The 18,909-nt window shown below is 58.6% G+C and carries 18 protein-coding genes, 1 tRNA gene and 1 pseudogene; 13 read left to right on the top strand and 7 right to left on the bottom strand.

Features of this window, described 5'->3' with window-relative positions; genetic code table 11:
* Positions 1–55: 55 nt before the first annotated feature.
* Together AC3WOY_RS04545 and AC3WOY_RS04540 are read right to left on the bottom strand one after the other, a co-directional pair.
* Positions 56–700: a response regulator gene (locus AC3WOY_RS04545; protein WP_420476437.1), complete on the bottom strand. Its 645-nt coding sequence runs from the start codon at positions 698–700 to the stop codon at positions 56–58.
* A complete protein-coding gene (locus AC3WOY_RS04540) occupies positions 697–1,863 on the bottom strand; it encodes a PAS domain-containing sensor histidine kinase (protein ID WP_492421204.1) in 1,167 nt (388 codons plus the stop codon). Before AC3WOY_RS04540 ends, AC3WOY_RS04545 begins: the two co-directional genes overlap by 4 nt.
* A 550-nt stretch (positions 1,864–2,413) precedes the next feature.
* Here AC3WOY_RS04540 and AC3WOY_RS04535 point away from each other — a divergent pair.
* The gene (locus AC3WOY_RS04535) at positions 2,414–2,863 is read left to right on the top strand and encodes a DUF2721 domain-containing protein (RefSeq protein WP_492421202.1); all 450 of its coding nucleotides are present in this window, start codon (positions 2,414–2,416) and stop codon (positions 2,861–2,863) included.
* 3 nt (positions 2,864–2,866) lie between these two features.
* On the opposite strand, the gene AC3WOY_RS04530 is transcribed toward AC3WOY_RS04535, so the two are convergent.
* The 3 genes from AC3WOY_RS04530 to AC3WOY_RS04520 form a co-directional block, all read right to left on the bottom strand.
* A complete protein-coding gene (locus tag AC3WOY_RS04530; RefSeq protein WP_492421200.1) occupies positions 2,867–3,721 on the bottom strand; it encodes a peptidase U32 family protein in 855 nt (284 codons plus the stop codon).
* A gap of 271 nt (positions 3,722–3,992) precedes the next feature.
* Positions 3,993–4,068, bottom strand: a tRNA-Asn gene (locus tag AC3WOY_RS04525).
* Between the two features lie 102 nt (positions 4,069–4,170).
* Entirely contained in the window at positions 4,171–5,385 is a 1,215-nt protein-coding gene (locus AC3WOY_RS04520; RefSeq protein ID WP_492421198.1) for an amino acid aminotransferase, read from the bottom strand.
* A 119-nt stretch (positions 5,386–5,504) separates the two neighbouring features.
* Here AC3WOY_RS04520 and uvrB point away from each other — a divergent pair, with 119 nt between their 5' ends.
* From uvrB to iscX, 12 genes and pseudogenes are all read left to right on the top strand, one after another.
* Positions 5,505–7,598, top strand: a complete 2,094-nt coding sequence (gene uvrB / locus AC3WOY_RS04515; protein ID WP_492421196.1) for an excinuclease ABC subunit UvrB — start codon at positions 5,505–5,507, stop codon at positions 7,596–7,598.
* A gap of 79 nt (positions 7,599–7,677) precedes the next feature.
* A complete protein-coding gene (locus AC3WOY_RS04510; protein ID WP_492421194.1) occupies positions 7,678–8,475 on the top strand; it encodes a uracil-DNA glycosylase family protein in 798 nt (265 codons plus the stop codon).
* A gap of 225 nt (positions 8,476–8,700) precedes the next feature.
* Positions 8,701–9,162 (top strand): annotated as a pseudogene (locus AC3WOY_RS04505) (low molecular weight protein-tyrosine-phosphatase); the annotation flags it as partial.
* 307 nt (positions 9,163–9,469) lie between these two features.
* On the top strand, positions 9,470–10,501 hold the full coding sequence (locus AC3WOY_RS04500) for a hypothetical protein (RefSeq protein WP_492421192.1): 1,032 nt from the start codon (positions 9,470–9,472) through the stop codon (positions 10,499–10,501).
* Positions 10,502–10,747: 246 nt separating this feature from the next.
* Entirely contained in the window at positions 10,748–11,221 is a 474-nt protein-coding gene (gene iscR, locus AC3WOY_RS04495; protein WP_492421190.1) for a Fe-S cluster assembly transcriptional regulator IscR, read from the top strand.
* Positions 11,222–11,238: 17 nt separating this feature from the next.
* Positions 11,239–12,492, top strand: coding sequence for an IscS subfamily cysteine desulfurase (locus tag AC3WOY_RS04490; protein WP_492421188.1), 1,254 nt, complete (start codon positions 11,239–11,241; stop codon positions 12,490–12,492).
* A 30-nt stretch (positions 12,493–12,522) separates the two neighbouring features.
* Positions 12,523–12,924: a Fe-S cluster assembly scaffold IscU gene (gene iscU, locus AC3WOY_RS04485; RefSeq protein WP_492421186.1), complete on the top strand. Its 402-nt coding sequence runs from the start codon at positions 12,523–12,525 to the stop codon at positions 12,922–12,924.
* A 50-nt stretch (positions 12,925–12,974) separates the two neighbouring features.
* Entirely contained in the window at positions 12,975–13,298 is a 324-nt protein-coding gene (gene iscA / locus AC3WOY_RS04480) for an iron-sulfur cluster assembly protein IscA (RefSeq protein ID WP_492421184.1), read from the top strand.
* Between the two features lie 94 nt (positions 13,299–13,392).
* Positions 13,393–13,908: a Fe-S protein assembly co-chaperone HscB gene (hscB, locus tag AC3WOY_RS04475; protein WP_492421182.1), complete on the top strand. Its 516-nt coding sequence runs from the start codon at positions 13,393–13,395 to the stop codon at positions 13,906–13,908.
* 80 nt (positions 13,909–13,988) lie between these two features.
* Positions 13,989–15,854, top strand: coding sequence for a Fe-S protein assembly chaperone HscA (gene hscA, locus AC3WOY_RS04470; RefSeq protein ID WP_492421180.1), 1,866 nt, complete (start codon positions 13,989–13,991; stop codon positions 15,852–15,854).
* Between the two features lie 42 nt (positions 15,855–15,896).
* Complete coding sequence (gene fdx, locus AC3WOY_RS04465; protein WP_492421178.1) at positions 15,897–16,235, top strand: ISC system 2Fe-2S type ferredoxin; 339 nt, start codon at positions 15,897–15,899, stop codon at positions 16,233–16,235.
* 12 nt (positions 16,236–16,247) lie between these two features.
* The gene (gene iscX / locus AC3WOY_RS04460) at positions 16,248–16,442 is read left to right on the top strand and encodes a Fe-S cluster assembly protein IscX (protein WP_492421176.1); all 195 of its coding nucleotides are present in this window, start codon (positions 16,248–16,250) and stop codon (positions 16,440–16,442) included.
* A 15-nt stretch (positions 16,443–16,457) separates the two neighbouring features.
* Here the strand turns inward: iscX and AC3WOY_RS04455 are convergent, their stop codons facing one another.
* Positions 16,458–18,038 (bottom strand): PAS domain-containing sensor histidine kinase, encoded by a 1,581-nt coding sequence (locus AC3WOY_RS04455; RefSeq protein ID WP_492421174.1) that lies wholly within the window; start codon positions 18,036–18,038, stop codon positions 16,458–16,460.
* A 163-nt stretch (positions 18,039–18,201) separates the two neighbouring features.
* Positions 18,202–18,879, bottom strand: a complete 678-nt coding sequence (locus AC3WOY_RS04450) for an outer membrane lipoprotein (protein WP_492421172.1) — start codon at positions 18,877–18,879, stop codon at positions 18,202–18,204.
* Between the last annotated feature and the right edge of the window lie 30 nt (positions 18,880–18,909).

The raw sequence follows: 18,909 nt of genomic DNA, 5'->3' as shown, positions 1-18,909 counted from the left end.
GCGTGCATGGCTGCCCGCTGTGTCGAGGATGTTGGCTTGGGGAGGAGGAGGCGTATCAGTTCTTCAGCGGGCCAAGCAGGCGATGCTGAACGGCATACTGGACCATTTCTGCCAGTGAGTTCATGTTCATCTTGGTCAGGATGCGCGTCTTGTGCGTACTGACCGTTTTAGCGCTCAGGTGCAGCAGGTCGGCAATCTCGGTAATCGACTTGCCGCTGACGAGAAGGGTGAAGACTTCGAATTCACGGTTGGAAAGCTGCTTGTGCGGCAAGTCCTCGTTGGACGGCATCACATCCATCGCCAGTTGCTCGGCGACTTCAAGGCTGATGTAAGGCCGCCCGGATGCAACCTTGCGGATTGCGCTCACCAGTTGCGTACCGGCGCTTTCCTTCGTGAGGTAGCCGCGTGCGCCTGCGCGGATTGCACGTACCGCGTATTGCTCTTCCTCATGCATGGTCAGGATGAGGATCGGCAGCTTCGGGACTTCATCCTTGATCTGGCGGATCAGCTCGACCCCGCTGCGGCCGGGCATGGAAAGGTCGAGCATCAGCAGGTCGAAACCACCCTTGCGGACATGGGCAAGCGCTTCGAAGCCATCGACGGCTTCGCCCACGACCTGGATGTCGTCGGCCCCATCAAGAATGCGCTTCAAGCCTTCGCGCATGATAGTGTGGTCGTCGGCGATAACAATACGGATCATGGGTATGTTGTTGGCGGGTGAGGGCTCTGTTCTGAATTGAAAATAGGATCGATCGGAATCGATGCGTGGATCGCCAAGCCATGTGGCGTCGCGTTTTCGATGCTGATCGTACCTCCCAGTACGAAAATGCGTTCCTGCATGGCGATCAGGCCATAGCACCCCGGCTTGAACTCGCTGCCGGCGGCCATGCCTATACCGTCATCCTGAATCATAACATCGAGTTGGTTTTCGGTACGTTCGAATAATATCCGTGCATTGCGGGCATGGGCGTGCCGCTCGATGTTGGACAGCCCTTCCTGTATCACCCGGAACACTACCGACTCGATGGGATCGTCCAGCTTGCCTGTCATGCCCACGCTTTCAACAGTGCACGAGATGGCGGTCTTCTTGCGGAAATTTTCGGCCATCCACTCGACGGCGGGAAGCAGCCCGAAATCGTCGAGGAGCGGCGGGCGCAACGCCGACGCCATGCTCTTTGTCATCGTGATAACGTTGTCCAGCAGTCCTTGCATCTGTGCAAGGCGTGCCGGAAGACCGTCATCGGTTTCCGGGAGGCTGTTTTCGAGCCAGTCAAGGTCGAGCTTGAGGACGCTCAGCCGCTGGCCGATCTCGTCATACAGCTTCCGTGAAAATCGCCGCTTTTCACTCTCGGTTGCTTGTTGCGACGACACGGCCCAGCGCCGGAAATCGTGCGGACGCACCAGCCGACGTTTTGTCTCGTGTTCGTTCCGGTGGCTGCCTGGCTCATGCAGGATCAGCGCCAGGAAAAGTTCTCCGTGCACCGTGACTCGCGAAATGCTGGCGTTGAATGTCAGACACTGTCCGTCCGCACGCATGCCCTTGAGTTCGAGCTTGTTCCGTCTTCCCGAAAATCGGGTCGCCGAAAGGCGATCCATGTGTCTCCGTGGTTCGGAAGCGGTACGGGGCGGGATGAGGACGTCGAGCGGCTTTTCAAGCAGGTCGTCTGCTGGATAGCCGAACATCCGCTCCACCTTCTGGTTCACGAGGACGATGTGCCGCATCGAGTCGACAATGACCACGCCATCCATTGCCGAATGAATCACCGATAGAAGCGAAGGTCCGACCTTGGCGGCGGGGAAGCGCGACAGGGAGGTAATGAAGTTTGGCAGTTTGCCCGTGCTGTATTCCAATTGTGTGGTCATCGCAATTCTCTGTTGCCAATGCCTGTTCCGCATTCATGTGCAGGCGGAGTGTTGGTGCCGCCGGAAGGGCGGTCGATCCGGCACTGGACAAGGGTGTACCGGTGCATCGGTTGCGAGTAAGTGCTTAACGTCGAACCAACTGCCGGGAACCGCAAGATCCTCGCCGATAGCAAACGGATGTGACTGCGGCAGTTCCTGTCAAAGCCCTGCGCCGCAAACATTCGTCCTGCGTATATCAGCCTAAGACCGTTGTGAGCTCAAATTAACAGACCAAAGTGAAGCTGGATTGAGAAAAAACAACCAGTCGATTGCGATAAGGTAAGCGGATTGGCAGGCGGTTCCAGCGGGATTTTCGCTCTTTGCGTTTGCTCAAGAACTCGGGGAGGGGCACAAGCGAGAGGGGCGTCCGAAGACGGACAGTCGGCGCAATGGCGGAAGCAAATGGCCTGTATGCAAATTTCGTGCTGCGTGCTGCTACACTACGTCGTCCTCTCGGACAGGGGGCTAACGCGCTCTCCAGCATCCCTCCGCATAATCGAACGAACAAAAAATGGATATTCATCTCGGCGACATCAGCCACATCATTCAGCTCTCGATTGCACCGGTATTTCTTCTGACCGGCGTCGGGACGAAGCTCGCCGTCCTGACCAACCGCCTTGCGCGCATCATCGACCGCTCTCGTGTGCTTGAGGACAGGTTGGGTGCGACAGGAGGTGCGGGATTCGCCGAGGCGCACGCCGAACTGCTGACCCTATACCGCCGCGCGCATCTCATCAATCGTGCGATCACACTGAGTACGTGCTGCGGCTTGCTTGTGTGCGTGGTGATTGCGGCGCTGTTCATCGGCGATGCGCTTGACCTTGCGCTGGCGAAATTCATTGCACTCTGCTTCGTGGTCGGGATGTTCTCCCTTATCGGCAGTTTCGTCTACCTCCTCCGCGAAATCTTCGTTGCAACACAGACGCTGTCGCGGCGCAATCTGCCAAACGTTCCAAAATAACGCTCAGTGTCTCCGCCGGAGGCCGAGTTGTCTATGCCAGGCGGGATCCACTGCATAGCGGTCACCATCTTCGAGGCAGCGGTCGATCGCCGATCGCCAGACGCGAGCGACTTTCGCAACTTCATCCGGCATGTCGTTGCGTGCTTCCACCTGGATCGCGCGGATTCCGAGCGATGCCATCAAGGGCAACTGCTGCAAGGCCTCCGCCAGATGATGTTCAGACGAGTAACATGGGTCATTGCAAGGATCTTCGGCAATTATCCATTCAGGGCGCAAGCTATCGTGCGTTTGATCTCCGGCATTCGAAATGAGCGTAGTTTCGGAAGCAAGAATCTCGATTTCGACATCGCTCTTGGTCGAAATCTCGACAAGCTGTGCTACTGAAAGTGCTTGTGGAACAAGGATGCGCGCTGCATTCAGTTGCAGCTTCAACTGCGTTGCTGTCCTGGCGCAAATAGCGGGGGGCGCGACGAAGTGCAGGAGGAGGGCAGGAAAGCGCGCTGCGCAGTGGAGGGCCAATGCAATGTCCGACAATACAATCGCATCGAATCCCTGCGCTGCTGTCCATGCGATCGCATCGCGGCAATTCTTCCATGGCTGGCCCTGGGCGGAAATGCTCAGGTCGAGTGCAATCTTTCTCCCTCTTCCATGAGCGTACCGAATTGCCTGGCTGGATCGATCGTTCTTGAGTCCCGGTGAGCACGATTGTGCGAGTCGATAAGGTATCCGCACCCAGTCAGCGCCAGCGTCTATCGCTGCCCGCACTGCCACCGGACTTGCGGCAAGGCATGCGAGTTGCAACCTGGAGGATGATGATACTGAAGAGGCCGCAGCAGAATACGTTGATGCGAATTTCATGATGAGCCTCCTTGAGTGGAAGGCAAGCGCAAAGCAATACAGACGACGCAGCAAGAGGAATGGGGGTATCCCAACCCTTTGTTTCTACCATGCAATCGATTTCAATTTAGCAGTGTTTCGATTGAGCAGTTTGATATCGCGCAAGCGTTGTTGCCGAGTGGGAGCTACGTGCGGAAGAGAAAGGATGACGGGGGAAAGTGATGCCCGAGCTCGCAGCATCAGAGAAAAAACAAAAAGGGCTTACGTTTTCACGTAAGCCCTTCGAATTTTTTGGCTCCCCGACCTGGACTCGAACCAGGGACCTGCGGATTAACAGTCCGTCGCTCTACCGACTGAGCTATCAGGGAACAGCAGAAACGCTATTATAGGCAGATTTTTCTGTCCGTGTCAAAACTTTTGGAACAGAAATGCGGGTGAACGCGCAATCGATTCACCCGCAGATACTATTTTTACAGCACCTTGCCGATCGCATCGACCACGGCGTCGATATTGCGCGAATTGAGCGCAGCGACGCAAATACGGCCGGTGTCCACTGCGTAGACGGAGAACTCGCCGCGCAGGCGCTCCACCTGAGCCTTGGTCAGGCCGGAGTAGGAGAACATGCCGCGCTGCTTGATGACGAAATCGAAGTCCTGGCCGGGGGCCTTGTCCTTCAGCTTCTGCACCAGCGCCTGGCGCATTTCGCGGATGCGCACGCGCATGCCGGCCAGCTCGTCTTCCCACATCTTGCGCAGTTCAGGCGTCGACAGGACGGTCGCGACAACCTGGCTGCCGTGGATCGGCGGGTTGGAGTAATTGGTGCGGACAACGCGCTTCAATTGCGAGAGGACACGGGACGCTTCGTCGGCGCTGGCGGCAACGATGCTCAGCGCGCCAACACGCTCACCGTACAGCGAGAACGACTTCGAGAAAGAGTTCGACACGAACAGAGGGCCGCCGGCATCGGCAAAGCGGCGGACGACCTTGCCGTCCTCGGCGATGCCGTCGCCGAAGCCTTGATAGGCCATGTCGAGGAACGGCACCAGGCCACGCTCGGTGACAACCTTGATCACGTCGGTCCATTGCGACTCGGTGAGGTCGGCGCCGGTCGGGTTGTGGCAGCAGGCGTGCAGCACGACGACGGAGCCGGCCGGCATTTCCTTCAGGGCCTTCAGCATGCCGTCGAAGTTCACGCCGCGGGTCGCTGCGTCATAGTACGGGTAGTTGTTGACGGTGAAGCCTGCGGATTCAAACAGTGCGCGATGGTTTTCCCAGCTCGGGTCGCTGATCCATACCTGTGCGTTGGGCGAGAACCGCTTGAGGAAGTCCGCGCCGAGCTTGAGCGCGCCGGTGCCGCCGATGGCCTGCGCGGTGATCGCGCGCTTTTCCTGAATGACGGCGCTGTCGGCGCCGAACACCAGCTCCTGCACCGCCTTGTCGTACACAGCCAGGCCTTCGATCGGCAGGTAGGTGCGCGGCGTTGCCTTTTCCATCAGTTGCGATTCTGCCTTGCGGACGCATTCGAGCAGCGGCACCTTGCCGTTGTCATCGTAGTAAACGCCGACGCCGAGGTTGACCTTGTTCGGGTTCTTGTCGGCGTTGAAGGCTTCGGTAATTCCAAGGATCGGGTCGCGCGGCGCCATTTCGATGGCGGTCAGCAGGGAGGCGGGATGGGATTGGCTCATCGTGATAACATGAAAAGTTGACTGTAAAAGCGGGCTTTTGCAGACGGGTTGTAGTCAGTTCCGAGCAGGTTGGCCGGAACGGATGTGCAACTTTCTATTCTACCAAAGGTCGAATGCAGATGGCAGATTTATCCCAGGTATCAAGCACCGTCGACGAATCCAGGATCGTCACTTTTCCGGACTCGCCTTATCGGCTCTACCAGCCGTTTCCGCCTGCGGGCGACCAGCCCGATGCGATCGCCAAACTGGTCGATGGGATCGAGGACGGATTGTCGTATCAGACCCTGCTGGGCGTGACCGGTTCCGGCAAGACCTACACGATGGCAAATGTCATCGCGCGCCTCGGCCGCCCGGCGATCGTGTTCGCACCGAACAAGACGCTGGCCGCGCAGCTGTACAGCGAGTTCCGCGAGTTCTTTCCGCAGAACGCCGTCGAATACTTCGTCAGCTATTATGACTACTACCAGCCGGAAGCCTACGTTCCGCAGCGGGACCTGTTCATCGAAAAGGATTCCTCCATCAACGAGCATATCGAGCAGATGCGCCTGTCCTGCACGAAGTCGCTGATGGAGCGTCGCGACGTTGTCATCGTTGCGACCGTTTCTGCGATCTACGGTATCGGTAATCCGAACGAATACCATCAGATGATCCTGACGCTGCGCGCGAAGGACAAGGTGAGTCAGCGCGACTTGATCGCGCGGCTCATCCAGATGCAGTACACGCGCAATGAAGTCGATTTTGGCTGCGGTACGTTCCGCGTGCGCGGCGACACCATCGACGTCTTCCCGGCCGAGCATGCTGAACTTGCACTGCGCATCGAGACGTTTGACGACGAAATCGAGAGCCTGCAGTTGTTCGATCCCCTGACCGGGCGCGTTCGACAGAAGATCCCGCGGTTCACTATCTATCCGGGCTCGCACTACGTCACCCCGCGGGCGACCGTCCTCAGGGCGATCGAAACCATCAAGGAAGAGTTGCGCGAGCGCCTGGAATTCTTCCGCAAGGAAAACAAGCTCATCGAGGAGCAGCGCATCGAGCAGCGTACGCGCTTCGATCTCGAGATGATGCAGGAGCTGGGATTCACGAAGGGCATCGAGAACTATTCGCGCCACCTTTCCGGCGCCAGGCCGGGGGAGCCGCCGCCGACGCTGGTCGACTATCTGCCGCAAGACGCTTTGATGTTCCTTGACGAGTCGCATGTGCTGCTCGGCCAGCTCAACGGCATGTACAACGGCGACCGCGCGCGCAAGGTCAACCTGGTCGATTACGGCTTCCGCCTGCCGTCCGCGCTCGATAACCGGCCGCTCAAGTTCCAGGAATTCGAGAGCAAGATGCGCCAGACGGTTTTCGTGTCGGCGACGCCGGCGGAGTATGAGGCAACGCACGCCGGGCAGGTGGTCGAACAGGTGGTGCGCCCGACTGGCCTGGTGGACCCGATCATCCAGGTGAAGCCGGCAAGTACTCAGGTCGACGACCTGATGTCTGAGATCACCGACCGGGTAGCGAAAAACGAACGCGTGCTCGTCACGACGCTGACCAAGCGCATGGCGGAGCAACTGACGGAATTCCTGGGGGATCACGGAGTGAAGGTTCGTTATCTCCATAGCGATATCGATACAGTGGAACGTGTGGAGATCATTCGTGACCTTCGCCTGGGTACCTTCGACGTGCTGGTCGGGATCAACCTGCTGCGCGAAGGCCTGGATATTCCGGAAGTGTCGCTCGTCGCAATCCTTGACGCCGACAAGGAAGGTTTTCTGCGATCCGAGCGAAGCCTTATCCAGACCATCGGACGCGCTGCGCGGAATTTGAATGGCACTGCGATCCTCTATGCGGACCGTGTCACCGATTCCATGAAGCGGGCCATTGACGAAACCGAACGGCGCCGGGCAAAGCAGGTCGCCTTCAACAAGGCAAACAACATTACGCCGGCCGGGGTCAAGAAGGAAATCCGCGACCTGATCGACGGCGTCTACAGTCCGCAGGAGGCGAGAGCCGAACTGCTGGTGGCGCAGGAGCAGGCCAAGTACGAATCCATGAGCGAGAAGCAGGTCAGCAAGGAAATCAAGCGCCTCGAAAAGCTGATGGTTGAACACGCCAAGAACCTCGAGTTCGAAAAGGCCGCGCAGGTACGCGATCAGCTGCACACGCTCAAGCAGCAGCTGTTCGGCGCTCCCGGACTGGACAATGTCGCCTCGCTTTCAGGCAAGTAAGGGGGGCATGTGAACGCCACCCTATCCGCAACGGCGGGGCGCGGCGGTACAATCCGGGTTTCTCAGCTCCTGAACGACCATGTCCGATACCTTTCCGCCGGCGATACTTGATGCGCTCAAGCTGGCCGATCCCTCCTGGCAGCCGATCCTGAAGCGCGGCCTCGACGCCGTCCGTAATGCGGAACCCGGCTATCTCGACACGCTGGCTGCCGACAGTTACCTGCCTACTCAGGGCCGCCTCTTCGCAGCATTCATGCAACCGTTACACAGCGTTCGCTACGTGCTGGTCGGGGAGGGGCCTTATCCGCGGGAGCAAAGCGCGACGGGCGTATGCTTCATGGATGGCGCGGTGGAGTCGCTCTGGTCCGAAAAGGGCTTGTCGAAGCAGGTCAACAAGGCCACGTCGCTGCGCAACTTCATGAAGATGCTTCTGGTTGCCGCAGGCATCCTCTCGGAAGGCGGAACCTCGGGCGATGCGCTGGCCCATGTTTCACTGAAGGCGCGCGCCATCGGTTCTCCCTTTATCCAGACGCTGACCGAATTGCAGGCCAACCTGACCGGGCAGGGATTTCTGCTCCTGAATGCATCCCTGGTCTTCCGCCCGCATGTCGCTCCCGCAAAGGACGCCAAAGCCTGGCAGCCTTTCCTCCAGACAGTCCTCGAAGCACTTGTCGCGGATGCCGAAGAAAGGCGGACGGAACTGCCTAAACTGGTCTTGTGGGGGAAAATCGCCGAGCAGTTGAATGCCCTTGAAATTACTGCGCGATTCCCGCGCGCAGTTTCCGAGCATCCCTACAACCTCAGTTTCATTGCAAACGCGACCATGCAGTCGCTCTTCGGTCCTATGGACTTGCTTTTCAAAAGGTCGTCTCCGTAGTCCGTGTGAAGGTGCGGGATGGGGTTCCTCTGACGCCGATTCGATCTGCGGAAATATTTCTTGCTGTTTGTGAAAAACAATCTGCAAATTCATATTTGATTGCGATTCTGATATTGTCTATTTTTTAACAAAATCTTGCGCAAGCTCATGGCTCGCCGTCTTGGCTACTGTAACTATCCGGGATATCAGTATTCCGGGGCGCCCGAGGGTGATTGAGGATCCTTTATGAAATCGACGCAAATCCTGTTCGTCTGCATGGGCAATATCTGCCGTTCGCCCACGGCGGAAGGAGTGATGCGGAAGTACGTGGATGAATTGGGCCTGTCACAGCAAATCATCGTGGATTCGGCGGGAACGCACGACTACCACGTTGGCGAAGCGCCTGATCCACGTGCACAAGTCGCTGCCATGCGGCGCGGCTATGACCTCTCGGGCCTGCGCGCCAGGCAGGTCCAAATGGAGGATTTCGAGCGATTTGATCTTGTGCTTGCCATGGACTTCAACAACCTCGCTGCCTTGCAGGCCTGGTGTCCTCCAGGAGCGGAACAGAAAATGGGCTTGTTGATGCCTTATGCGCAGTCCCGCCGCGCAACCATCGTTCACGATCCTTACTACCGGAGCGACAGGGATTTTGATCATGTATTGGATGCGATCGAGGACGCGTGCAAGGGACTTCTCGATGCGCTGGTTGGTGATGAGAGTGTGCCGGATGGCCCCAGGCAGCGCCTGCAGGCAAGGTTGAGTGCGCATTCCAATTCGTGGGCGTTTCCCGCGCGCGTAGCTGATTCGCGCCCATGATTGTCCCTTGAGCGGGCAGCTCAATTCCGGAGGCGGAGCGTGTAAGAATTACCACGCCGGCTTGCACAATAATTCCTGTGCCGGATCGCTCCAGCCGAAGGGCGGCGCGAAAAATGGCTGCACAGCACCTGCCGCCGGGATGGTATGACGATTGCATACGGCAATGTTGGGTACATATGCCAAATCGGGCGGAGTCATGAACGCGATGAAGTCGACAATAGCGGCAGTCGTGTGGCTGGCGGCAAGCGTGGCGTTTGCGCAGGAGTTCGTGCCGCAAGGCCGGGGAGTATCGGACGCTGATACATCCGGCAATACTTCTCATTCTGACAGCGAGGACGCGCTTGCGCCGCTGCTTGACTCCGAGCGTGTTTCTGACGGGCATTTGCAGGCAATCGCATCATCCGGAGCCAGTCTTTCGCGCGCAGTTTATCCTGATTCCAGTTATCTGTCGTTCTACCGCCCGACTTCCATCGGTGGCATCAGGACTTCAGTTGGTTTGCATCCTCTGCCGACATCCGCCGTTTCCGCCTCATTTATCCAGGAGCGCACCGGAATCGACACCCGCGCAACGCTTTCGGCAGAGCGCTGGCTGGAGCAACGCGCCGGGTTCGCCCAAACATTTGCTGTCGGCCATGCCTGGCGTGACCTGACGCTTGAGGGGGCGGCATTCTCCAGCCCGGCTGACGGACGGTTACAGGGAGCGCATGAGCCCAGGAAAATCGATTCCCGCTCCGCGCGCCTGTCATTTTCACCTCTCGAAAACTGGGTAGTGCGTCTCAGCCGTGGAACCGTAAGCGGTCTGGACCATCTCGTTGTCGGCGAGCAAATGAGGCGAACTGCGCTTTCGGCTACCTATCGCCGGGCATTCGCCGAAGGCGATTGGGAGACGACACTTGCATGGGGGCGAAACTCGCGAAAGTTCAGGGAGTCCACCGTTGGTTATCTGGTGGAGTCAGCATTCCGGTTTGACGGTGTGCATTCCCTGTTCGGCCGGTTCGAACAGGTGGGTAGCGATGAAATCGTCCGGGAGAATGAATCCCTCCAGCGACAACTGTTCATGATGAACAAGCTGACCTTCGGCTATTCCCAGGACTTGCGGCTGACGTCTTCCCTGCGCATGGACGTCGGCGCTTACGTCACGCGCTATTTCGTCCCGTCCAGCATGACTCCCTCCTATGGCTCGGGGCCAACTACTTATATGATGTTTGCGCGCGTGAAGCTTCGGTAGCCGCATGGCGGCGTACGCGAGGCTGTGCGAAATATGAAATAATAGCGTTGCATCGCAGCAAACAGTCTTCGGTCCTTCATCGAGCGCGCCGCGCCCCTGTCCTTGTCCTGCCTGATTTTCTGCGTCCACAAGTCGTCAGTCAATACCTGACAAAATCACTCAACTTTGATATACTTGACCAAAATCTTCGGGAATCGGGGATATTCGAGTGAACTTGGATAAAGTTTCCTATTGGAGTTGAAGTCTATGCGTCTGACCACCAAGGGCCGTTTTGCAGTCACTGCGATGATCGACCTCGCAATGCGCCAGGACAAGGGGCCCGTTACATTGTCCGCGATCAGCCAGCGACAGGAAATTTCCCTGTCCTACCTGGAGCAGTTGTTCGGCAAATTGCGCCGGCATGAGATTGTGGAGTCGGTACGCGGCCCCGGCGGCGGATACACGCTCGCTCGCCGTCCCGAAGATGTGACGGTCGCCGACATCATCATTGCCGTCGACGAGCCGCTCGATGCCACGCAGTGCGGGGGCAAGGAAAATTGCCACAGCCATGGCCATGAGCATGGTTCACGCTGCATGACCCATGACCTGTGGGCGACGCTGAACGCCAAGATGGTCGAGTACCTGGATTCCGTGTCGCTGAAGGATCTTGTGGACCAGCAGCGCCAGAAGAACGCCGAACAAAATGTGGTGGTCGTTCCCCGTCCCCACGTAGCTGCATGATTGGAGTAAGTGAGAGTATGAACGCCCCTCTGGAAAAAAGCCTCGTCGACACCATCAAGGCTCCCCATTTTCCGATCTACATGGATTACTCGGCGACCACGCCGATCGATCCGCGTGTGGCCGACAAGATGATTCCCTACCTGCGCCAGCAGTTCGGCAATCCTGCCTCGCGCAGCCATATGTATGGCTGGGAAGCGGAGAAGGCGGTCGAGGAAGCGCGTGCGCACGTCGCCGCTCTGGTGAACGCCGATCCTCGCGAAATCATCTGGACTTCCGGCGCGACAGAAGGCAACAACCTGGCGCTGAAGGGGGCTGCGCATTTTTACAAGACCAAGGGCAAGCACATCATCACGGTGAAAACCGAGCACAAGGCCGTGCTCGACACCGTGCGCGAACTCGAACGCCAGGGCTTCGAAGCCACCTACCTGCAGCCGCAGGACAACGGCCTGATTACGCTGGAGCAGATCCAGCAAGCGATCCGCCCGGACACTATCCTTGTTTCCGTCATGCTGGTGAACAATGAAATTGGCGTGATCCAGCCGATTCCGGAAATTGGTGAGCTGTGCCGCTCGAAGGGCATCATTTTCCATTGCGATGCCGCCCAGGCAACCGGCAAGGTGCACATCGACCTCGAGAAGTGGAAGGTCGACCTGATGACATTCACCGCCCACAAGACCTATGGACCGAAGGGTATCGGCGCGCTGTACGTCCGCCGCAAGCCGCGTGTCCGTATCGAGCCGCAGATGCACGGCGGCGGGCATGAGCGTGGCCTGCGTTCCGGCACCTTGCCGACACACCAGATCGCCGGCATGGGCGAAGCCTTTCGCATCGCCAAGGAAGAAATGGATACCGAGATCGCGCGCGTCAAGGCGCTGCGTGACCGCTTGGCGAAGGGCCTGACCGAAATCGAAGAGGTCTACATCAACGGCGACATGGCGCACCGCGTTCCGCACAACCTGAACGTCAGCTTCAATTACGTCGAAGGCGAATCGTTGATCATGGCAATCAAGGACATCGCGGTGTCGTCCGGTTCGGCCTGCACCTCGGCCAGCCTGGAGCCGTCGTATGTTCTGCGCGCACTGGGCCGCAGTGATGAGCTGGCGCACAGCTCGATCCGCTTCACCATCGGCCGCTTCACCACCGAGGAAGACATCGACTTTACGATCAACCTGATCAAGACCAAGGTTGCCAAGCTGCGTGAACTGTCTCCGCTGTGGGAAATGTACAAGGACGGCGTCGACCTCAACTCTATCCAGTGGGCTGCGCATTAAGCGGCACTGACCAAGCTAAAGGAGCTCAACATGTCTTATTCCGAAAAAGTTCTCGACCATTATGAAAACCCGCGCAATGTCGGCTCGTTCGAGAAGGGCGACAACTCGGTAGGCACCGGCATGGTCGGCGCACCCGCTTGCGGCGACGTGATGAAGTTGCAGATCAAGGTCGGCGCCGACGGCGTGATCGAAGACGCGAAGTTCAAGACCTATGGCTGCGGTTCGGCGATCGCATCGTCGTCGCTGGTGACCGAATGGGTCAAAGGCAAGACGCTCGACCAGGCAATGTCGATCAAGAATACGCAGATCGCGGAAGAACTCGCGCTGCCGCCGGTGAAGATCCACTGCTCGATCCTCGCCGAGGATGCCATCAAGGCTGCCGTACAGGACTACAAGACCAAGCACGCGGCCGACGCCAAAGAAGCGGCCTGATTTGTGTGCCCGGCCTGGCCGGGCGGTACTGAGGAAGAATCGTAAGCGTCATGGCAATCACACTGACTGAAAAAGCGGCAAAGCATATCAACCGTTATATCGAACGGCGGGGCAAGGGGATTGGCCTGCGTTTCGGCGTGCGCACGACCGGATGCTCGGGCATGGCATACAAGCTCGAGTATGTGGACGAGAGCGCGCCGGACGATGCAGTGTTCGAGTCGCACGGCGTCAAGGTATTCGTCGACCCGAAGAGCCTTCCCTATATCGACGGGACCGAACTGGACTTTGCGCGCGAAGGGTTGAATGAAGGTTTCAAGTTCCACAACCCGAATGTCAAGGATGAGTGCGGCTGCGGCGAAAGCTTCCGTATCTGATCGGTTCGGCGGCGTTCTTCCCGGAAGATCGCCGGAAAACCGTTTCGTATACCAAGCCTGTTGATGTCCGGACAGGCTTTTGTTTTAGGTAACCATGCAAAACCACTTCGAGCTGTTTAACTTGCCGCAACGCTTCACCATCGAGACGGAAGCGCTGGACAAGGCGTATCGCGAAGTGCAGAACCGTGTCCACCCGGACAAGTTCGTCAATGCGACCGATGCCGAGAAGCGCGTCGCAATGCAATGGGCAACGCGGGCCAACGAGGCTTACCAGACGCTCAAGAACCCGTTCAAACGGGCCGCCTACCTGTGCGAGCTGAACGGGATCGACCTGCAAACGGAGTCTAATACAGCCATGCCGCGCGAATTCCTGATGCAGCAGATGGAATGGCGCGAAGCCCTGGAAGACGCGAAGGCAGCCAGGGATATCGATGCGCTGGAAAGCGTCGAAGCCGATTTGCGCGCAGTGCGTAAATCCGCGCTCGAACAGATCGGCAAACTGCTGGATACGAGTGATTTCGAGTCCGCCGCCAAAGGTGTGCGGCAGCTCATGTTCCTCGAAAAATTCGGAAACGAAGTCCACGCCGTTTTCGAGAAGCTGGAAAGCTGAACAGAAGAATACTGACAAGGGAACCGTAACCGGTCCCGGCATGATCGCCGTCCGGTGCGTTGACTGACTGAAGACAACCTATGGCACTACTCCAAATTTCCGAACCTGGCATGTCCACCGCGCCGCACCAGCACCGGCTGGCCGTGGGCATTGACCTGGGGACGACCAATTCGCTTGTTGCGACTGTCCGCAGCAGCATTCCAGAAGTGCTCACCGACGAAGAGGGCCGGTCGCTGCTGCCGTCGATCGTGCGCTATCTGGCCAATGGCAACGCAAACATCGGCTACAAGGCGCAGGCTGCGCAAACCACCGACCCGAAGAACACGATCGTCTCCGTCAAGCGCTTCATGGGCCGCGGCCTGAAGGACATCGCTTACGCGGAGAACCTGCCGTACGATTTCGTCGATGCACCCGGCATGGTCCAGTTGAAAACCGTCGCGGGAATCAAGAGCCCGGTTGAGGTATCCGCGGAAATCCTTGCCACGTTGCGGCAGCGGGCGGAAGACGCACTCGGCGATGAACTGGTCGGTGCCGTGATCACGGTGCCGGCGTATTTCGACGATGCGCAACGCCAGGCGACCAAGGATGCGGCCAAGCTCGCCGGTTTGAACGTGCTGCGCCTGCTGAATGAGCCGACCGCAGCCGCAATCGCGTATGGTCTGGACCACGGCTCCGAGGGTATCTATGCCGTATACGATCTTGGTGGCGGAACGTTTGATATTTCCATCCTCAAGCTGACCAAGGGCGTGTTCGAGGTGCTGGCAACCGGCGGCGATTCCGCACTGGGCGGCGACGACTTCGATCATCGCCTCATGTGCTGGATGATCGAGCAGGCGCATCTTGCACCCTTGTCCGAAAAGGACATGCGCGTCCTCATGGTAAAGGCGCGCGAGACCAAGGAGCTGCTGTCAACGCAGGCGGAAACCCACATCGATGTGGTGCTCAATTCCGGCGAGGAAGTACATCTCACAATTACTGCGGCGACCTTCTCCCAGATTACACAGCATCTCGTCAACAAAACGATTACGCCGACCAAAAAAGCCCTGCGCGATGCCGGCCTGACCGCAGATGACGTGGACGGTGTAGTCCTTGTCGGTGGCGCGACGCGCATGCCGCACATCCGCAAGGCGGTGGGCGACTTTTTCCAGACCACGCCGTTGGCCAACATCGATCCCGACAAGGTTGTCGCGCTTGGGGCGGCCATCCAGGCCAACCTGCTTGCAGGGAATCGTGCTCCCGGAGACGACTGGCTGCTGCTCGATGTCATTCCACTGTCGCTCGGTATCGAAACCATGGGCGGGCTGGTCGAGAAGGTCATTCCACGAAACTCCACGATTCCGTGCGCACGGGCGCAGGAATTCACCACCTTCAAGGACGGGCAGACTGCCATGGCCATCCATGTCGTGCAGGGCGAGCGTGAGCTCGTCAGCGACTGCCGTTCGCTGGCGCGCTTCGAGTTGCGCGGCATCCCGCCCATGGCGGCAGGCGCGGCCCGCATTCGCGTTACCTACCAGGTAGACGCCGACGGCCTGCTGTCCGTGTCCGCCCGCGAGCAGCGTTCGGGCGTCGAAGCCTCGATATCCGTCAAGCCGTCCTACGGCCTGGGGGATGAAGAGATCACGAAGATGCTGCAGGACTCTTTCCAGTCTGCCGATATCGACATGAAACTGCGCGCCCTGCGGGAGGAGCAGGTAGAGGCCGAACGGATCCTCCTGGCTACGCAGTCCGCTCTGGATGCGGATGGCGACCTGCTCTCGGACGAGGAACGCGGCGAAATCGCGGCTCTGATGGCAGGGCTTCGCCAGACTGTTAGCGGCGAGGACCATGACGCAATCAAGGCATCGGTGGAGGCGCTTGCAAAAGGAACCGAGGAATTTGCCGCGCGCCGGATGGACCGTAGCGTGCGTCACGCGCTCGCAGGCAAGAAGCTCGACCAGGTGGCGTGACGCCCCGGAACACATCAATAACACTCTATCGAGGTAACACAAGTGCCCCAAATCGTCGTACTTCCCCACGCGACCCTTTGTCCCGAAGGTGCGGTAATCGAAGCGCCCGCAGGCAAGTCGATTTGTGACGTATTGCTCGAGAATGACATCGATATCGAGCATGCATGCGAAAAATCATGCGCATGCACGACTTGTCACGTTGTTGTCCGGGAAGGATACGATTCGCTCGGCGAGCCGGAAGAAAAGGAAGAGGACCTGCTGGACCGCGCATGGGGTCTTGAGGCGACCTCGCGCCTTTCCTGCCAGGCTGTTGTCGAAAACGAAGACCTCGTGATCGAGATTCCGAAATATACGATCAACCAGGTCAGCGAAAACCACTAATTGGGGGACATCATGAAATGGACTGACGTTACCCGTATTGCCGAAGAGCTGCACGACAAGTTTCCCGACGTTGACCCCATGACGATCCGCTTCACGGACCTGCACAACTGGGTGTGCGAGCTGGAAGACTTCGATGACGACCGCAAGCACGGAGGCGAAAAAGTCCTGGAGGCGATCCAGATGGCCTGGATCGAAGAAGTAAAGTAAGTTTCCTGTACGGTGTCAGGCCGGATCGAGGGGAATCGAGACGGTCACAGTCGTGCCGTGATCGGTATTGCTATGGATGTCCAGCTCGCCGCCCAAGGCGATGATCCGTTCCTCGATGCCGATGAGGCCGAAGGAGTTCGCCTTCCTCCGGCAGTCGGGATAAATCCCGATCCCGTTATCGGTGATCTGCATGTACAACTTTTCATCTGCGATACCCAGAGAAATCTCGACGTTGTTTGCTTGCGCGTGCCGGATGACATTGTTCAGGGATTCCTGAAGGATCCGGAACAAGGCTGTCGCACGATTGTCGTCTAGAGCAATATCGTCCTCCATGCGCAGGTCACAGTCGATCCCGCTCCGGCGTTCGAAATCCTTCACCTGCCATTCGATTGCCGCGTTGAGGCCGAGATCCAGCACGGTCGGACGGAGGTTGTTGATCGCAGCACGCACCGCTTTCATTGTTGCATCAATGTGGTTGAGTGCGAGGCGTACCCGCTCGTTCAGTTTTGAATGCAGCCTGGTCCGGTCATAGAGCATCGCCACGTCGATCCGAAGCGCGAGAAGGTTCTGCCCGAGGTCATCGTGCAGTTCGCGCGCGATCCTTTTCCGCTCGTCCTCCCGTACCCTTTCCTGGTGTGACACGAGGTGGCGCAGCATTTCCCGCGAGTGCTGGAGTGCATCCTCCATTTTTTTTCGCTCGGTAATGTCGGTACAGGTGCCGATGTAGCCGAGGAAGCGGCCTAGCGGAGAAATGCGCGGCACGCTATGTGCGAGCATCGTGTGGAACTGGCCGTTACGGTGGCGCAGTCGATACTCGACGGTGAACGGGGTACGTGAATCGAGCGCTGCGGCGTGCGCATTGATGCAGGCAGGCATGTCATCCGGATGAATGCCCTCAAGCCATCCGCTTCCGAGTTCATCTTCAAGGGGGCGGCCGGTGAAATCGAGCCACATGCGGTTGAACCAGAGGTAGTCGCGATTGGGACCTGTGATCCAGATCAGGACCGGCGCGGAGTCTGCCATCAGGCGGAATCGCTCTTCGCTCTCGATCAGGCTCAACTCGGCCTGCTTGCGGTCGCTGATGTCGCACAGGACCAGGCGGCACGTCTTTCTTTCATCGTCGGCGTTCGCTTCCAGGTGGGCAAAGAATGCCTTCTTGTCCGTGTCGAGGAAGCGAAGTTCGCATGTCTCCTTTGAATCGCCTTGGAAGACCTGCTTCAGGAAGGCGTTGAACGAGGCATGCATGTCGATCGAAATGAATTCCTCAAGCCGGCGGCGGAGCAGGGAGGCGCGCGTGATGCCGAGCAGGCCGGCGCCGGTAAGGTTGACTTCGATGATCGTGCCAGTGCGGTCCAGGCGGAAGTAGCCGACCGGGGCGCTGTCGTAAAGGTCTGTGTAATGGGCTATGGTCTCTTCAACGCCCAGCCTGGTAGAGAGCGCCGAGATTTGCGACTCAGGCCATGTGCTTCCGGCGTCCGGATACTCATGGTGTCTGGAGAGTGTGGTGGCATCGCTTCCGGCGGGCAAACCAAAACCAAGGACAGAGGATTCTGCGTTGGTTTTTCCTAGCGTCAAATTGTCGTCGTCGTGAGCCACTATCGATCGTCTCCAATGATGCATAAATGGCAAGTATGCGTTGGCCTGCTATCGAGCGCAAGTGTGATGTCGCATCTTGTACAAAGGCCGGGTGGGCTCAAAAATTGTTGCGGGAAAGAAAAAAGGCGGCACGAAGCCGCCATGAGGGGGAGGGGCGATTGCTTCAGGCGCGGGAAGTGAGTTGGCCGTCTACCACCCGTACCCGGTCACCGACACTCCAGCCTGGTTGCTGGGCATACGGGAAGGTACGGACTTCGCCGCCCTCCATGCGAACGCGTACCTGATAGGTTGCCGTGGTTCGCGTGCGCTTTTCAATTTCATTCCCGGCATAGCCGCCGCCGACTGCACCTGCGACGGTAGCGATCTTGCGGCCGTTGCCGCCACCGACCTGGTTGCCCAGGACGCCGCCGAGGACTGCGCCGGCCACCATGCCGACGCCGCTCGGTTGTGCTGCCTGCTCGATCACCTGCACGGATTCCACGCGGCCGCAGCTATGGCATACCGCTGGAGCCTGAGCGACTTTCGGAGCCGGTTCGCTATAGATGCGGCGGGCACGTGGCTGCTCTGCCTGGGCCGTGCGCGATGCGCTGGCTCGCTTTTCCGGAACAGGTTCGTCTTCCTCTTTCGCTGCAGTCTTTGTTTCTGTCTTGCTTTCAACCAGCGCGGCTGGCGACGTTGCCGCAGCGGCGGCGCCGACGGTCGCGGTAACGGGCGTGGCCGTGCTATGTGAGTTCGGGATAAGACCGGTGATGGCGGCCACGCCGGTAAGGCTGACCAGCATGACGGAAATCGCTGCGCCGGCGACCAGCGGATGAATTCGGGTGGATGGCGTATTTTCCATTTTTTACCTCCTGATGCGGACATCGTCCGT

The organism is Noviherbaspirillum sp. FW303-A3 (genome assembly GCF_058788695.1).
The sequence above is the reverse complement of the archived record's forward strand: the minus strand, read 5'-3'. Positions and strand labels throughout refer to the sequence as shown.

Excerpts from the sequence above, each read along its gene's own strand:
- AC3WOY_RS04545 (WP_420476437.1), bottom strand. The coding sequence starts at position 700 with ATGATCCGTATTGTTATCGCCGACGACCACACTATCATGCGCGAAGGC.
- AC3WOY_RS04540 (WP_492421204.1), bottom strand. The coding sequence starts at position 1,863 with ATGACCACACAATTGGAATACAGCACGGGCAAACTGCCAAACTTCATT.
- AC3WOY_RS04535 (WP_492421202.1), top strand. The coding sequence starts at position 2,414 with ATGGATATTCATCTCGGCGACATCAGCCACATCATTCAGCTCTCGATT.
- AC3WOY_RS04530 (WP_492421200.1), bottom strand. The coding sequence starts at position 3,721 with ATGAAATTCGCATCAACGTATTCTGCTGCGGCCTCTTCAGTATCATCA.
- AC3WOY_RS04520 (WP_492421198.1), bottom strand. The coding sequence starts at position 5,385 with ATGAGCCAATCCCATCCCGCCTCCCTGCTGACCGCCATCGAAATGGCG.
- uvrB (WP_492421196.1), top strand. The coding sequence starts at position 5,505 with ATGGCAGATTTATCCCAGGTATCAAGCACCGTCGACGAATCCAGGATC.
- AC3WOY_RS04510 (WP_492421194.1), top strand. The coding sequence starts at position 7,678 with ATGTCCGATACCTTTCCGCCGGCGATACTTGATGCGCTCAAGCTGGCC.
- AC3WOY_RS04500 (WP_492421192.1), top strand. The coding sequence starts at position 9,470 with ATGAACGCGATGAAGTCGACAATAGCGGCAGTCGTGTGGCTGGCGGCA.
- iscR (WP_492421190.1), top strand. The coding sequence starts at position 10,748 with ATGCGTCTGACCACCAAGGGCCGTTTTGCAGTCACTGCGATGATCGAC.
- AC3WOY_RS04490 (WP_492421188.1), top strand. The coding sequence starts at position 11,239 with ATGAACGCCCCTCTGGAAAAAAGCCTCGTCGACACCATCAAGGCTCCC.
- iscU (WP_492421186.1), top strand. The coding sequence starts at position 12,523 with ATGTCTTATTCCGAAAAAGTTCTCGACCATTATGAAAACCCGCGCAAT.
- iscA (WP_492421184.1), top strand. The coding sequence starts at position 12,975 with ATGGCAATCACACTGACTGAAAAAGCGGCAAAGCATATCAACCGTTAT.
- hscB (WP_492421182.1), top strand. The coding sequence starts at position 13,393 with ATGCAAAACCACTTCGAGCTGTTTAACTTGCCGCAACGCTTCACCATC.
- hscA (WP_492421180.1), top strand. The coding sequence starts at position 13,989 with ATGGCACTACTCCAAATTTCCGAACCTGGCATGTCCACCGCGCCGCAC.
- iscX (WP_492421176.1), top strand. The coding sequence starts at position 16,248 with ATGAAATGGACTGACGTTACCCGTATTGCCGAAGAGCTGCACGACAAG.
- AC3WOY_RS04450 (WP_492421172.1), bottom strand. The coding sequence starts at position 18,879 with ATGGAAAATACGCCATCCACCCGAATTCATCCGCTGGTCGCCGGCGCA.